The organism is Faecalibacterium hominis (ex Afrizal et al. 2022), assembly GCF_049545105.1.
Classification (GTDB): domain Bacteria; phylum Bacillota; class Clostridia; order Oscillospirales; family Ruminococcaceae; genus Faecalibacterium; species Faecalibacterium duncaniae.
This window is the reverse complement of the sequence record NZ_CP186860.1, coordinates 773,296-787,894: the sequence shown is the minus strand read 5'-3', so window position 1 is coordinate 787,894 and position 14,599 is coordinate 773,296. Positions and strand designations below refer to the sequence as shown.

Annotated in this window: 11 protein-coding genes and 5 tRNA genes; 9 read left to right on the top strand and 7 right to left on the bottom strand. The window is 59.8% G+C overall.

All coding sequences use genetic code 11. The features are described from left to right. Positions 1–25: 25 nt before the first annotated feature. Entirely contained in the window at positions 26–697 is a 672-nt protein-coding gene (locus ACKXGA_RS03885; protein ID WP_423730114.1) for a hypothetical protein, read from the bottom strand. A 38-nt stretch (positions 698–735) separates the two neighbouring features. Beyond that, complete coding sequence (locus ACKXGA_RS03880; protein WP_423730113.1) at positions 736–2,160, bottom strand: extracellular solute-binding protein; 1,425 nt, start codon at positions 2,158–2,160, stop codon at positions 736–738. 237 nt (positions 2,161–2,397) lie between these two features. On the opposite strand from ACKXGA_RS03880, the gene ACKXGA_RS03875 reads away from it, so the two are divergent. After that, positions 2,398–2,808 carry an SseB family protein gene (locus tag ACKXGA_RS03875; RefSeq protein WP_156070646.1) on the top strand — a complete coding sequence of 137 codons (411 nt, stop codon included), beginning with the start codon at positions 2,398–2,400 and terminating at the stop codon, positions 2,806–2,808. Between the two features lie 82 nt (positions 2,809–2,890). Here the strand turns inward: ACKXGA_RS03875 and ACKXGA_RS03870 are convergent, their stop codons facing one another. From ACKXGA_RS03870 to ACKXGA_RS03860, 3 genes are all read right to left on the bottom strand, one after another. Further along, the gene (locus ACKXGA_RS03870) at positions 2,891–4,816 is read right to left on the bottom strand and encodes a PTS fructose transporter subunit IIABC (RefSeq protein ID WP_423730112.1); all 1,926 of its coding nucleotides are present in this window, start codon (positions 4,814–4,816) and stop codon (positions 2,891–2,893) included. Between the two features lie 75 nt (positions 4,817–4,891). Continuing rightward, entirely contained in the window at positions 4,892–5,797 is a 906-nt protein-coding gene (gene pfkB / locus ACKXGA_RS03865; RefSeq protein WP_097770251.1) for a 1-phosphofructokinase, read from the bottom strand. Beyond that, positions 5,794–6,549 (bottom strand): DeoR/GlpR family DNA-binding transcription regulator, encoded by a 756-nt coding sequence (locus tag ACKXGA_RS03860; RefSeq protein ID WP_186851405.1) that lies wholly within the window; start codon positions 6,547–6,549, stop codon positions 5,794–5,796. The genes pfkB and ACKXGA_RS03860 overlap by 4 nt, the downstream gene beginning before the upstream one ends. A gap of 275 nt (positions 6,550–6,824) precedes the next feature. Between ACKXGA_RS03860 and ACKXGA_RS03855 the strand changes: the two genes are divergently transcribed. Further along, positions 6,825–7,604, top strand: coding sequence for a Cof-type HAD-IIB family hydrolase (locus ACKXGA_RS03855; RefSeq protein WP_117476921.1), 780 nt, complete (start codon positions 6,825–6,827; stop codon positions 7,602–7,604). 74 nt (positions 7,605–7,678) lie between these two features. On the opposite strand, the gene gltA is transcribed toward ACKXGA_RS03855, so the two are convergent. Then, positions 7,679–9,073, bottom strand: a complete 1,395-nt coding sequence (gene gltA, locus ACKXGA_RS03850) for an NADPH-dependent glutamate synthase (protein ID WP_098925046.1) — start codon at positions 9,071–9,073, stop codon at positions 7,679–7,681. Between the two features lies 1 nt (position 9,074). After that, positions 9,075–9,920, bottom strand: coding sequence for a sulfide/dihydroorotate dehydrogenase-like FAD/NAD-binding protein (locus tag ACKXGA_RS03845; protein WP_035393563.1), 846 nt, complete (start codon positions 9,918–9,920; stop codon positions 9,075–9,077). 336 nt (positions 9,921–10,256) lie between these two features. On the opposite strand from ACKXGA_RS03845, the gene ACKXGA_RS03840 reads away from it, so the two are divergent. The 7 genes from ACKXGA_RS03840 (at position 10,257) to ACKXGA_RS03810 (ending at position 14,446) form a co-directional block, all read left to right on the top strand. Next, positions 10,257–10,332: transfer RNA gene (locus ACKXGA_RS03840), tRNA-Gly, on the top strand. Between the two features lie 6 nt (positions 10,333–10,338). After that, a tRNA-Val gene (locus tag ACKXGA_RS03835) sits at positions 10,339–10,414 on the top strand. Positions 10,415–10,417: 3 nt separating this feature from the next. Further along, positions 10,418–10,491, top strand: a tRNA-Asp gene (locus tag ACKXGA_RS03830). Between the two features lie 28 nt (positions 10,492–10,519). Next, positions 10,520–10,592 (top strand) — tRNA-Phe (locus tag ACKXGA_RS03825). Positions 10,593–10,600: 8 nt separating this feature from the next. Then, positions 10,601–10,676: transfer RNA gene (locus tag ACKXGA_RS03820), tRNA-Gly, on the top strand. A gap of 99 nt (positions 10,677–10,775) precedes the next feature. Continuing rightward, on the top strand, positions 10,776–12,560 hold the full coding sequence (locus tag ACKXGA_RS03815; protein ID WP_181966841.1) for an ABC transporter ATP-binding protein: 1,785 nt from the start codon (positions 10,776–10,778) through the stop codon (positions 12,558–12,560). Next, on the top strand, positions 12,557–14,446 hold the full coding sequence (locus tag ACKXGA_RS03810; protein ID WP_117535793.1) for an ABC transporter ATP-binding protein: 1,890 nt from the start codon (positions 12,557–12,559) through the stop codon (positions 14,444–14,446). Before ACKXGA_RS03815 ends, ACKXGA_RS03810 begins: the two co-directional genes overlap by 4 nt. Positions 14,447–14,599: the final 153 nt, after the last annotated feature.

Here is a 14,599-nt window from a genome sequence, read left to right as displayed (position 1 = left end):
CCGTAAACGGTGCCGTCTGGCAGGATCAGGGGCTGGCTCCGTCTTTATAGGCGGCCTGAAAAGGGGGATAAAGGAAGCCACGGTTTCCCAGTGCCCGGTAGCGGATGGTGGGGGACCAGCTGTTGTCCGTGGCAATGGAGAGGGACTGCACCAGCTGGGCCGGTGCCCGCACAAAGGTCAGGTCGGCGTTGCGCTGGGAGGGAGCGGCATCCGGGTCAAGATCCCGCAGGTAGATGGCGGGCAGCCGACTGTCCTGCTTCCGCTTATCCAGATCATGGGTGTTCAGGATAAGAAACACGCCGGTCACCGACTTGATGCGCAGGGTGCTGATGAGCTCCGGCGCGGCGGCTTCCAGCAGGGGATAGGCCGCGTCGCTGCTGCTGTCCAGCGTGCTCAGGCTGATCTCTCCCTCGTCCAGAAGCTGCTGGGTCAGGCCATTGATGGTATCGGAAAGGCTGGTCAGCTCCTGTGCATCGTGGAAGATGGACTGAAGATACCGGCTGCGGTTGTCCACCTGCATGGCAAGGATATCCTCGGCGTTCTGGTTCAGCTGGGGGCCAAGCCGGGTGGCGTGGGCGGCAAAGGTCAGCAGCAGGATCTCCACCGCCAGCACAGCCAGCAGGGAGAAAAGGATGGTGCCGAAGATAGAATGGCCCGTCTGAGGGGCCTTTTGTCTGTGCGGCTTGCGGTTCTGCATCTGAAGGGCTCTCCTTTTGTGGTTGTTCCAAGGGCATCTCAGCCCGCAAAGGCGCTGAGAGCGGCCAGAGTCTGGTCGTACCAGGCATCAAAATAGGCATCGGTCAGAAACTCGGCTTCGGCTTTCTCGGGGGTCTGCCCGGCAGCCAGCCGCTCCATCACCGTGGCACGGTCGGCAGTGACACGGTCCTCCAGCGCGTACTGCAGGGTATTGCGGGCGCGCAGGGCATCCGGGAAGGCATGGGTGGTGTAGAGCTTGCTGCGATCGATGGCATCAATGGACAGGCTCAGCACCTTGTGGATGCGCTCAGAGACCGTCAGGCCGCTGTTCTCAAGGGCGGACATGCTGTTGGCGGCATAGGTCACGGGCATATAGCCGGACTGCACCGAGAACTGCAGGTTGTTTTCCGGCTGGGTGAACCATTTCAGGAAGGCAACGCAGGCGCTGATCTCGTCCTCGGTGCCCGGGATGACTACCATGCCGGCCCCCTGCTGGACGGCCACCGGCTCACAGCCTGCAAAGCTGGGGCAGGGCAGCGCGGCCATCTGGATGCCGTGGCTCTCGGTGTCGCTGGTCAGCACCTGGGTGGGGAAGAAGGAAGCGCTGGAGGAGGAACCGACATAGGCCAGCAGGCTGCCGATCTTGATATCGTCGCTGCGGAACTTGCCGCTGGCACTGCACCAGCCCTTGAGGTAGGGGACATAGTAGTTATCCCACAGCCTGCGGAGGGTCGGCTTGTCAAAGTGCAGGGTCATCACGCCGTTCTCGGCATCAAAGATGGTCGTACCCAGTTCCTGTGCGCCGCAGAGCAGGTAATTGGTCAGCGCGTCGCGGCCATACAGGGCCTTGCCGTCGTTGGGCGCAGCCGTCTGGGCATCGGTCCAGTCGTAGTATTTGTGTGCGGCCTCGTTCAGCCCCTCCACAGTGGAAAGATCCGCATAGGTCACGCCCGTGGCCTCGGCAAAGGGGGCAAAGTCGGTGGTGTTCAGGTAGAGCAGCTCAGTGGATTTTGCTATGGGAAAGACCTTGAGCTCCCCGTTGTTCATCAGGTCGCCCTCTTCGAGAAAACCGGCGATATAGGCAGACTTCTCTTTTTCGGTCAGGTAGGGGCTCAGGTCAACGGCAAGGCCCATCTGATCCAGCGTAAAGGCGGTGTCCGCGTAGGAGGAGACGATGTTGGGGAGCTTCTCGGCACCCACCTTGCCCTCGGCGGCGGCCAGCACGCTGGTCTCCAGGTCGTTCACGCTGCCCTGACTGGAGCTTTCGACCCGGATGTTCTTCTCTTTGCCCACGGTGGAGTTGAACTGCTCCACCAGCTGGTTGAAGCATTCCAGCTGATCGCCGTTGTAATAGGTCCAGATCGTGATGGTGGTGGGCAGTTTGCTTCGGCCGCAGGCAGTGCCGCCCAGCGCCACGGCGGCGCACAGCAGCAGACTGACGGCAGAACGAAGGATTCGTTTCATTACCTTATCTCTCCCATTCCGACAAAACGGCTCACGGAAAAACGGCGCGTCCTGTCGTTTCTGAAATGATACCAGACGAAAATATTGTAACACTTTTTCGGGGCGGGGGCTACTGATTTTTGAAAAAACACCCGAAAGCAGACGAAAAAAGAAAGAATCTCTGGCCAGCGCTTCCATTTTTCGTAAAGTCCAGATATAATACAAGCATAAAATACAATGAAAAGAATGGGAGAGCTTATGGCGCAGAAGAAGGACGAGGGCCTGAACGGCAACGAAAAGATCGAACAGGCGGTTTACCAGTTACAGCAGGAGCCTACACAGGAGCAACTGGCGCATACCCTGACCGTGATCCGGCGGCGGATGCGGGAAAACGGACAGGTCGTGGTGGCGGTGGAGCCGAACCCGGCCAGTGAGCAGATGCAGCTGCGGGCCCTCCGCACGGCCGATGGGGCCAGCTGGTGGTATGCCTTTACCAGCTTTGAAGAGGAGATGAAGGGCGCGGAAGCGGTGCAGTCCACCTTTCTGGTGGAGCTTGAAAAGCTGTTGGATGCCGCACTGCAGGTGCCGGAGATCCAGGGCATTATCCTGAACCCCTGGAACCGCACCATCCAGCTGGACAAGACCCTGCTCCGGATCATCAAGGGATAAGCACGAAAGGGCCCGCCTGCCGCATTTTGGCGCGAGCAGACGGACCCTTTTTATATGGTAAAGGAAGAAGGAAAATGGCAGATCAGGCTGCGTCGGTGCGGTCCTTCTTGAGCAGGCTCAGGATCACGGCACCCACCACGCTGCCAGCGGCCAGAGCCACGCAGTAGAGCAGGGCATGATCGACCACGGGGAACACGAAGATGCCGCCGTGGGGAGCGCGCAGGGCGCAGCCAAAGGTCATGGAGAGGGCACCGGCCAGCGCGGCACCGGCCACACAGCTGGGCAGGACGCGCAGCGGGTCGGCGGCGGCGTAGGGGATGGCACCCTCGGTGACGAAGCACAGGCCCATGACGTAGTTCACGATGCCGTTGCGGCGCTCGTCAGGGGTCCACTTCTTGGGGCAGAAGGTGGTGGAGAGGGCAATCGCGATGGGAGGAACCATGCCGCCCACCATGACAGCAGCCATGACCTCGTAGTTGCCGGAGGCCAGCGCGGCAGTGCCAAAGACGTAGGCTGCCTTGTTGAAGGGGCCGCCCATGTCAATGCTCATCATACCGGCAACGATGGCACCCAGCAGGACTTTGGAGGTGCCGCCCATGGCGTTGAGGCAGTTGGTCATGGCGGTGTTGATCATGCCCATGACAGGGTTGATGCCGCACATCACGGCACCGATGATAAGGATGCCGCCCAGCGGGTAGATCAGCATGGGGCGGATGCCGTTCAGGCTGGCGGGGAGCTTTTCGGTGATCTTTTTCAGGAACTCGACCACATAACCGGCCGCGAAACCGGCCAGCAGAGCGGCCAGGAAGCCGCCGGAGATGCCGGTGGTCTCACCGTTGGCAAGGCCTGCAAAGTTGGTGCCGTTCATGGCCAGCACGCCGCCCGCAAAGCCCACGGCCAGACCGGGACGGTCGGCGATGGACATGGCGATGAAGCCTGCCAGAATGGGAAGCATGTAGCCGAAGGCGGCGCTGCCCACCGTCTTGAAGAAGGCGGCGATGGGGGTGTTCATGCCGAAGTTGGAGGGGTCGATGGTGTAGTCGTCCAGCAGGAAGGCCAGCGCGATCATAATACCGCCGCCCACCACAAAGGGCAGCATGTGAGACACGCCGTTCATCAGGTCCTTGTACACCTTGCGGCCAAAGCTGTCGCCGGAGATCTCCTCTTCGGCAGCGGCGGCACCGCCCTTGGCGTGGTAAACAGGAACTTCACCGTGGGCTACCTTTTTCAGCAGCTCTTCGGGCTTGTGGATGCCGTCATCCACCCGGGCAAACAGCACGGGCTTGCCGTCAAAGTGGGCGGTCTCCACATTCTTGTCTGCAGCCACGATGATGCCGTCACAGGCTGCAATCTCAGCGCGGGTCAGCACGTTCTTGGCACCATCGGAGCCGTTGGTCTCCACCTTTGTGGGCAGGCCCAGCTTGTCACCGGCCTTGGCCAGCGCCTCGGCGGCCATGTAGGTGTGGGCAATGCCGTTGGGGCAGGCGGTCACGGCCAGAATGCGGTAGCCGCTCTGGGGGATGGCCTGCTGGGTGAAGCTCTCCTCACCGAACTGGGCCTCCTCCTGTGCATCGATGAGGGCAAGGAATTCGGCGGGGGTCCTGGCGGCTTTCAGCTTTTCCACAAAGTCCTCGTTCATCAGCATCTGCATCATGCGGGCCAGCATATCCACATGCAGGCTGCCGTTTTCGGGGGCTGCAATGGCAAAGAGCAGGTCGGTCTTGCCGTCATCTTCGGTGTTGTACTGCACCGGGGTGCTCAGACGCAGGGCGGCCAGGCTGGGCCGGGTGACCACATTCGTCTTGGCGTGGGGGACGGTGATGCCGTTGTCCACATAAGTGGAGGCCTCATCCTCCCGGGCGTAGAGCGCTTTCTTGTAGGCTTCTGTGTCGGTGATATTGCCGTGGGTGGCCTGCAGCTCTACCAGCCGGGAGAGGATCTCGTCCCGGTTGGAGGCCGCGGAATCCAGCTCGATGGACTTTGCGGTGAATAATTCCGTAATGCGCATAAGGGTTCTCCTTTCTCTCTCTGTGCAGCCCTCTCAGCTGCGGTCTGCGCCGCAGACCGCAAAGAGGGCTCTACTTCAAATTTCCTGCATCAGTTCGGCAATCTTTTCTTTCGTTGCCAGCCCAAGGCTGAACGCGGTGGCACTGCCGCAGGCGGTGCCCAGCCGGAGGGCCTGCTCATAGCTGCCGCTTTGCAGATAGCCTGCCACAAAACCGGCCACCATGCTGTCGCCTGCGCCTACGCTGTTCACGACCTTGCCCTTGGGGCAGCCGATGCGGTGCACCTCGCCGTGCTCATCCACCAGCAGAGCGCCGTTCCCGGCCATGCTCACCAGCACGTTCCGGGCACCCTTTTCCTGCAGGGCGCGGGCAGCGGCGGTGATCTCTTCGTCCGTTTTCAGCTCCCGGCCCACGATCTCGCCCAGCTCGTGATTGTTGGGCTTGATCAGGAAGGGGTGATAGGGGAGGACGTTGACCAGCAGATCCTGGGTGGCATCCACTACGGCCCGCACGCCGTGGCCCTCCAGCCCTGCCAGCAGCCGCTCGTAGGTGCTCTGGGAAAGGCTCTTGGGGATGCTGCCTGCCAGAATGAGGATGTCGTCAGGCTGCAGGGTGTCCAGCTGGGCTTCCAGCTGCTGCATGGCACTTTCCGGGATGCTGGGGCCTGCGCCGTTCAGCTCGGTCTCGGTGCCCGCCTTGATCTTGACGTTGATGCGGGTCATGCCCTCGGCCAGATGGATGAAATCGGTCCGGAGCCCCTGCGCGGCCAGACCACGCTCCAGCCAGGCACCGGTCTCACCGGCCACAAAGCCCAGAGCCACGCTCTCACAGCCCAGCTCCCGGAGCACGCCGGAAACATTGATGCCCTTGCCGCCCAGCACGCAGTCCTCCCCGGCGGCGCGATTCACCTCGCCCACCTCAAGGGGCCTGTCGAGACGGACCACATAATCAATGGCAGGATTGAACGTTACAGTGTAGATCATACCTCGGTCTCCTTTATCAGAGTGTATTGCCGGTATTTGGGGTTGGGGCACCGGTTCGTCAGGATGGCACCGCTGTGCAGATCACAGATGACGGCGGGGTAGACCTGCGCGAATTTGGTGTCGTCCACCAGGAACCACGTCTCCCGCGCCCGGCGGATGACCGCAGCCTTGACGGCGGCCTCCTCGGGGTCTGGGGTAGTGAAGCCGGAATCCAGCGCCACGCCGTTGGCCCCCATGAAGGCTTTGGTGAAATTGTACTGTTGGATGGCAGTCAGCGCAGCCGCCCCGATGATGGCCTCGGTCTGGGGCCGCAGCAGCCCGCCGGGCAGGAACACCCGGCAGCCTTTCTGGGCCAGCAGGCGGGCGTGGGCCACGCCGTTGGTCACATAGCTGGCGTTCAGGGCCGGGCCGCTCAGCGCTCGTGCCAGAGCCAGCGTGCTGGAGCCTGCATCCAGATAGATGAAATCTTCCGGCAGGATCAGTTCTGCCGCCGCCTGGGCGATGCTCTGCTTCTGACTGACGGCCAGCTCTTCCTTGGCGGCCATGGTGGGCTCGTCGGTGCGGAAGGGGCTGTCCGGCAGGGTGGCCCCGCCGTGCACCTTGTTCAGTTTGCCCTGCTTGTCCAGCTCGTTCAGGTCGCGCCGGATGGTGGATTCGCTTGCGTTCAACGCCTCGCACAACTCCTGTACGGTGGCGGTGCGCTGCCGCGCCAGCAGATCCAGAATCAGGCTGAATCGTTCTTCTGCCAGCATCGGGAACATTCCCCCTTGTTCGATTTATATGATTGATTTTGATTGACATTGGTGGTTTATGACCGCCTTGCCCCCTTATTATAGCAAAATCTCAGTCAAAATCAATCAGGTTCCGCCAAGTTTGAGCGACAAAATATTGCTCTGTTTTTTGGGCAGGATGCATAAAGAGTGGGATACATTTGAAAAAACGCCCCCTTCGTGCTATAATTTTCCCATAAAACAGCTGGGAATCCATAGGATAAGCCCTGGCTGTCCGGCAACCGGAGGGAAGGCATATGAATAAACCGAAGATCATCTTTTTTGATGTGGATGGAACACTGGTGCCGCTGAAAGGTGCTGCCCGGCCCCGCACGCTGGAAGCCTTGCGGCGGCTGCACCAGAACGGCATCCGTCTCTGCATCGCCACCGGGCGGGCTCCTATGGAGGTGCCGAAGTTTGAGGGGGTGTCCTTTGATGCTTTCCTGACCTACAACGGCTCCTACTGCTTCACTCCAGAGCAGGATATTTTCAAGAACACCATCCCTACGGAGGAGGTTGCTACCCTCATCCGGAACGCAGCGGCGTTGGGACGGCCCGTTGCCCTGGCCAACACGACCCGGCTGGCGGCCAACGGCTCCGAACCGGATCTGGAAGAGTATTTTGCCATCGGCGGCGTTGAGTTGAAGATCGCTGAGGATTTTGAGGAGATGGCAAAGGGAGAAATTTTCCAGGTGCTCATGGGTGGCCGGGAAGAGGAGTACCCAGCTATTTTGAAGGATGTACCCCATGCAAAGATCGCGGCGTGGTGGAATCGGGCTGTGGACATCATTCCGGCCAGCGGCGGCAAGGGGATTGCCGTGGAAAAGGTGTTGGAGTTCTATGGCATCTCCAAAGCCGATAGCATGGCGTTCGGAGATGGCAACAACGATTTGGAGATGTTTGGGGCTGTGGGCACCGGTGTGGCTATGGGCAATGCCTCTGAGAAGTTGAAGGCGGCTGCTGCCGCACACTGCCGTACCGTGATGGAGGATGGCATCTATTGGTACTGTCTGGAACAGGGCCTCATAACGACTTAAAAATATAGTGATGCACAAAAAACAGGTGCACCGTTCAGGTGCACCTGTTTTTTTATGGAGAAGGGAAGTGTTCCTTACTTATTCTGGATGTACTCGTCCATGGCCTTGGCGGCTGCCTTACCGGCGCCCATAGCCTTGATGACGGTGGCGGCACCGGTCACGGCATCGCCGCCGGCGTACACGCCCTCACGGCTGGTCTTGCCCTCGTCACCCTCGGTGACGATGCAGCCGTGCTTGTTGGTCTCCAGGCCGGGAGTGGTGGAGCGGATCAGGGGGTTGGGGCTGGTGCCCAGGCTCATGATCACGGTATCCACATCCAGCTCAAACTCGCTGCCCTTCTTTTCAATGGGACGGCGGCGGCCGGAAGCATCGGGCTCACCCAGCTCCATCTCAATGCAGGTGATGGACTTGACGAAGCCCTCGTCGTTGGCGTGGATCTCCACGGGGTTGCACAGGGTCTTGAAGATGATGCCCTCTTCCTCGGCGTGCTCCACCTCCTCCTTACGGGCAGGCAGCTCGGCCATGCCGCGGCGGTAGACGATGTACACAGTCTCAGCACCCAGACGCAGGGCGCTGCGGGCAGCATCCATGGCCACGTTGCCGCCGCCCACAACGGCCACCTTTTTGCCAGTGCGGATGGGGGTCTTGCTGGTGGGCAGGTAGGCCTTCATCAGGTTGGAGCGGGTCAGGAACTCGTTGGCGGAGTACACACCCTTCAGGCTCTCGCCGGGGATGCCCATGAAGCGGGGCAGACCGGCACCGGAGCCAACGAACACGGCCTCGTAGCCGTACTCGTCCATCAGCTCGTCGATGGTCAGCACCTTGCCGATGACCATGTTGCACTCAAAATCCACGCCCATCTTCTTCAGGCCGTCGATCTCCTGCTGCACGATGGCCTTGGGCAGACGGAACTCGGGGATGCCGTACATCAGCACGCCGCCGGCCACATGCAGGGCCTCGTAGACGGTGACCTTATAGCCCAGCTTGGCCAGATCGCCTGCGGCGGTCAGACCGGCAGGGCCTGCACCGATGATGGCAACCTTGTGGCCGTTCCATGCGGGCACGATGGGGGCGGTGTGGACGTTTTCACGGTGCCAGTCGGCCACAAAGCGCTCCAGGCGGCCGATGCCCACGGGCTCGTTCTTGATGCCGCGGGTGCACTTGCCCTCGCACTGGCTCTCCTGGGGGCAGACACGGCCGCAGACGGCGGGCAGGGAGGAGGAGCGGGCAATGACCTGATAGGCGGCTTCAAAGTCGCCCTCGGCCACATGACCGATGAACTCGGGGATATCGATGCCAACGGGGCAGCCGGTCTGGCAGGGCTTGTTCTTGCAGTGGATGCAGCGCTTTGCCTCGTTCACGGCCATCTCTTCGGTATAGCCCAGTGCAACTTCCTCAAAGTTCTTGTTGCGGACGTTGGGGTCCTGGGTGGGCATGGGGCACTTTTTGGGATCCATATTGAAAGCCATCTTACTTTGCCTCCTCAGTCTTGAACAGATTGCAGGCCTTCTCGCGGGCCTTTGCCTCAAAGGGGCGGTACATGGTGCCGCGGGCCATGGCTTCGTCGAAATCGACGAGATCACCGTCAAAGTCGGGGCCGTCCACGCAGGCAAACTTGGTCTCGCCGCCCACGGTCAGGCGGCAGCCGCCGCACATGCCGGTGCCGTCGATCATAATGGGGTTCATGGAGACGATGCTCTTCAGGCCGTGCTTCTGGCAGGTCTTGACAACGAATTTCATCATAATCAGCGGGCCGATGGTGATGACCAGATCATACTGGTTGCCGGCGGCCACCAGCTCGTCCAGAGCGGCAGTGACCACACCCTTGGTGCCGTAGCTGCCGTCATCGGTCATAATGCGCAGCTCGTCACTGCAGGCGTTGAACTCGTCCTCGAGGATGAGCAGATCCTTATTGCGGAAGCCGATGACGCTGTGGACGGTGCAGCCCTGGTCATGCAGCTCCTTGGCAATGGGCAGGGCGATGGCGCAGCCCACGCCGCCGCCCACAACACAGACCTTTTTCAGGCCCTCGGTCTCGGTGGCGCGGCCCAGGGGGCCCACAAAGTCATGGACGCTGTCGCCTGCGTTCAGGCTGTTCAGCTCCATGGTGGTGCCGCCCACGATCTGGAAGATGATATCCACAGTGCCCTTTTCGCGGTCGTAACCGGCCACGGTCAGGGGGATGCGCTCGCTGTCCTCAAACGGGCGCACAATGATAAACTGGCCCGGCTTTGCCTTTTTGGCAATGAGCGGGGCTTCAATGACCATCTTTGTCACGGTGGGGTTCAGCGCGACCTTTTCAGTGATCTTGTACATTGCGGTTGCTCCTTTTTTCTGGCAAAATCTCGGCACAAAAACACGTCTGCCCGCCCGCGCGGCACAGCAGACGTGTTTTTGTGCAACTTTTTGACAAGTTTATTATAACCTCTTTAAGAAGGGAAAGCAACCGAATTTTCTTTGTGTCTGCCGCCGCAAAGCTGAAACATTTCGGTTTCATTCCGGTTTCGGCTTTGTTTTTGAAAAACAGGCGCAGACAGGCGTGTTTTGCAAAAAGTCTGATTTTTTGGAAATTTGTTGTTGACAAAGCCTGCGTTTTACGCTATAATAGCCAACGTCGCCGGGAGCGAAACCCCGGCAGACCACATGAAATGTGCGGCCGTAGCTCATCTGGTAGAGCGCCACCTTGCCAAGGTGGAGGTAGCGAGTTCGAGCCTCGTCGGCCGCTCCATTTTGTGGAAGTTTAGCTCAGCTGGGAGAGCATCTGCCTTACAAGCAGAGGGTCAGCGGTTCGAGCCCGTTAACTTCCACCATGTGGCCCGGTAGCTCAGTTGGTTAGAGCACCAGCCTGTCACGCTGGGGGTCGTCGGTTCGAGCCCGATCCGGGTCGTTGCTGCTTCTCTGGAAGCAGCTTATATGCCTCTGTAGCTCAGTCGGTAGAGCAGGGGACTGAAAATCCCCGTGTCATTGGTTCGATTCCGATCGGAGGCACTTTATATGCGGCCGTAGCTCATCTGGTAGAGCGCCACCTTGCCAAGGTGGAGGTAGCGAGTTCGAGCCTCGTCGGCCGCTCCAGACAAACAAGCCACTGCAAAACATGATTCGTCGTGTGATGCAGCGGCTTTTTTGTACGTTGAAAGCTTTTTTGGAATTGGAAAAGGAGGGAAAAACGCAGTGATATTCGGCAAGTACATCAACCGGTATTACCTCAAGCATGCTCCCGTACTGCTGCTGGGCCTTGCCGCCCTGCTGACGGTGGATTACATCCAGCTTTTGATCCCGCAGCTCTACCGGCTGGTCATCAACGGGGTGAACCTTGGCCAGGTGGTGGTGAACGGTGAGACGCTGCTCTTTACCAAAGAGGTGCTGCTGCAGCACATCTGTCTGCCCATGATCTGGATCGTGGTGTTGATGGTCATTGGGCGCTTTTTGTGGCGCATCTGTTTCTTCGGCTCGGCGGTGCGGGTCGCAGCAGACCTGCGGGAGCGGATGTTCGACCACAGCCGCAGGCTGTCCCAGCAGTACTATCAGGTGAACAAGGTCGGCAACCTGATGAGCCTGTACACCAACGACCTGGACACCATTCAGGAGTGCTTTGGTGACGGCGTGCTGATGTTCTTCGACGCGCTGACCCTGGGTCTGCTGGCCCTTTATAAGATGTGGACCATGGACGTGCGGCTGACCCTGCTGGCCCTGATCCCGGCGCTTATCATGTTTGCCATCGGCACCCAGATGAGCAAGGTGATGACCCGGCGCTGGGAGGAGCGGCAGGAGGCCTTCTCCGGCCTTTCCGATTTTGCGCAGGAGAACTTTTCTGGCATTGCGGTCATCAAGGCCTTTGTCAAGGAGTACAAGGAACTGCAGGCCTTCCGGAAGCTGAACAAGGAAAACGAGGAGATCAACGTGACCTACACGAAGATCGCCACCCTGCTGGAGGTGCTGGTGACCCTGTTCGTGGAGTCCGTGATCTGCATCATTCTGGGTTACGGCGGTTATCTGGTCTATCAGGGCCGGTTCAACGCCGGCCAGCTGGTGGAGTACATCGGCTACTTTGAGGCCATTGTCTGGCCCATCATGGCTGTGTCCATGCTGATCGAAAAGACCAGCCGCGGCAGGGCTTCCCTGAACCGCATCACTGAGCTGCTGGATGCCCCCATCGATGTGGCCGACCGCCCCGGCGTGGCCGACCTGACCGACCCCAAAGGCGGCATCGAGTTCCGCCACCTGAACTTCCGCTACCCGGACGGCGAGTACGATGTGCTGCGGGATATCTCCTTTACCATTGCGCCCGGCGAGAGCGTGGGCATCGTGGGCAAGACCGGTGCGGGCAAGACCGCCCTGGTGGACCTGCTGCTGCGCACCTATAATGTGCCGGACGGAACCCTGTTCGTGGACGGCAGGGATGTGAACAGCCTTTCCATCCACTCGGTGCGCAATGCCTGTGCCTACGTTCCGCAGGATAATTTCCTGTTCTCGGACACCATCGCCCACAACATTGCCTTTGGTGTGGATGATGCCACCCCGGAGGACATCGAGCGTGCGGCAAGCATGGCTGATGTGCGGGATAATATCGTGGATTTCAAGGACGGCTACGAGACCGTTCTGGGCGAACGCGGCGTGACGGTGTCCGGTGGTCAGAAGCAGCGCATCTCCATCGCCCGCGCCCTGCTCAAGGACGCACCCATCCTGATCCTGGATGACTCTGTCTCGGCGGTGGATACCAGCACCGAGAAGATCATTCTGGACAATCTCAAGAACAGCCGGGCAGGCAAGACCACCCTGCTCATTGCCCACCGCATTTCCACGGTGGAGCGGCTGGATAAGATCATCTTCCTCAACGAGGGCCGGGTGGAAGCCGTCGGCCCCCACGACCAGCTGTATGCTTCCTGCCCGGAGTACCGCCGGATGGTCGATCTGCAGCGGCTGGAGGATGAGACGAAGGGAGGCGAAAACGCATGATGCATCTGAATCCGTTGGTTCTGGTGGGCGCTGTCATCGGCGTGATCACCGCCCTGCTGGTGGCAGCCTATGCCGCAGTCAAGGACAAAAAGACCGCCATGGGCTTTGAGCGCAACATGGAGGACGGCGAGATCATGCGCCGCCTTGCCCGCTATGCCCGGCCCTACCTGAGCAAATTCCTCATTGTGGGCCTGCTGATGCTCTTCTCCATTGCCTACGATATCATTTCACCCCTCATCGTGGGCCGCATCGAGGAGCTGGTGGCCGGGGCGTTTGAACTCCGCGCCCTCTTCCTGGGCGTGTCAGTGTATGCAGGCGTGCTGGTGTTCTCTATGGGCAGCACTTACCTGCAGGCCGTGATCCTGCAGCGGGTGGGCCAGCGCATCATCTCCGATTTGCGCGAGGATCTGTTCAGCCACATTGAATCTTTGGCACACGAGCAGCTCAACGAGATCCCGGTGGGCAAGCTGGTCACCCGAGTGACCAACGATACCAACGCCATCTCCATGATGTTCACCAACCTCCTGGTTCAGCTGACCAAGAACAGCTTTGTCATTCTGGGCATTCTGGTGGCCATGCTCTGCCTGAACTACGAGCTGACGTTGATGGTGCTCTGCTTTGTGCCCTTCATCGTGATCTTCACGGTCATCTTCCGCAAGTTCTCCCGCCGCGCCAACCGCAAGCTCAAGAACGCGACCACCGATATCAATACCTATCTGTCCGAAAACCTGTCCGGCATCAAGGTCACCCAGATCTTTGGCCGGGAGGACGAGAAGATGGAGGACTTCCGCCAGAAGAGCCAGAAGCTGGCCCGGGCCAATCAGGAGCAGATCTTCGTGTTCAGCGTGTTCCGTCCGCTGGTGTATATGCTCTATGTCAGCTCGATCCTGTGCCTGTTCTATCTGGGCGGCATGGGTCACCTGAACAATGTCAGCTTTCTGGGGCAGACCATTTCCAGCGGCACCATCGTCACCTTTTATATGTACATCTCCAAGTTCTTCACTCCCATCCAGAACCTGGCCGAGCAGTTCAACTGGCTGCAGTCGGCGCTGGCATCGGCAGAAAAGGTGTTCTCCATCATGGACATCCAGCCCAGGATGCAGGATGCCCCCGATGCCATTGAGCTGGACGAGGTGAAGGGCGAGATCGAGTTCCGGGACGTGTGGTTCAGCTACGTTCCCGGCGAGTGGGTGCTGCAGGGCGTTTCCTTCCATGTGGATGCCCGCCAGACGGTGGCCTTTGTGGGCTCCACCGGCTCCGGCAAGAGCACCATTCTCTCCCTGATCTGCCGGAACTACGAGTTCCAGAAGGGCCAGATCCTGATCGACGGCATCGACATCCGCAAGATCAAGATCTCCTCCCTGCGCAGGCACTTCGGCCAGATGCTGCAGGATGTGTTCCTGTTCTCGGGCACCATCCGCTCCAACATCGTTCTGCGGGAAGAGGGCATCCCCGACAGCGAGATCATGGAGGTCTGCCGCTACGTCAACGCCGACAAGTTCATCAACAAGCTGGACCACGGGCTGGACGAAGAGGTGCGTGAGCGCGGCAACAACTTCTCCGCCGGACAGCGGCAGCTGCTCAGCTTTGCCCGCACCATCATCCATAAGCCCAGCGTGATGATCCTGGATGAAGCTACCGCCAACATCGACACCGAGACCGAGCTGCTCATTCAGGATTCGCTGGAAAAGATGCGCACCGTGGGCACCATGCTCATTGTGGCCCACCGGCTGTCCACCATCCAGCATGCGGACAACATCATCGTGCTGTCCCACGGTAAAATTCTGGAGCAGGGCACCCACCAGCAGCTGCTGGCCCGGCATGGCCGCTACTACCAGCTGTACACCCTGCAATACCACAAGGCACAGCTGAACGCAGCCGAATAAGCACAGACAGAAAGGCCGCTGACCTGAGATGGGTCAGCGGCCTTTCTGTCTGCACCGGGGGTGGAGTCGTCCGCTTCCGGATCGTTGAGGGAACGCAATTAACACTTGCAAAACAGGTGCATCGCTCGTATAATAGAATGTGGTAAAATAATA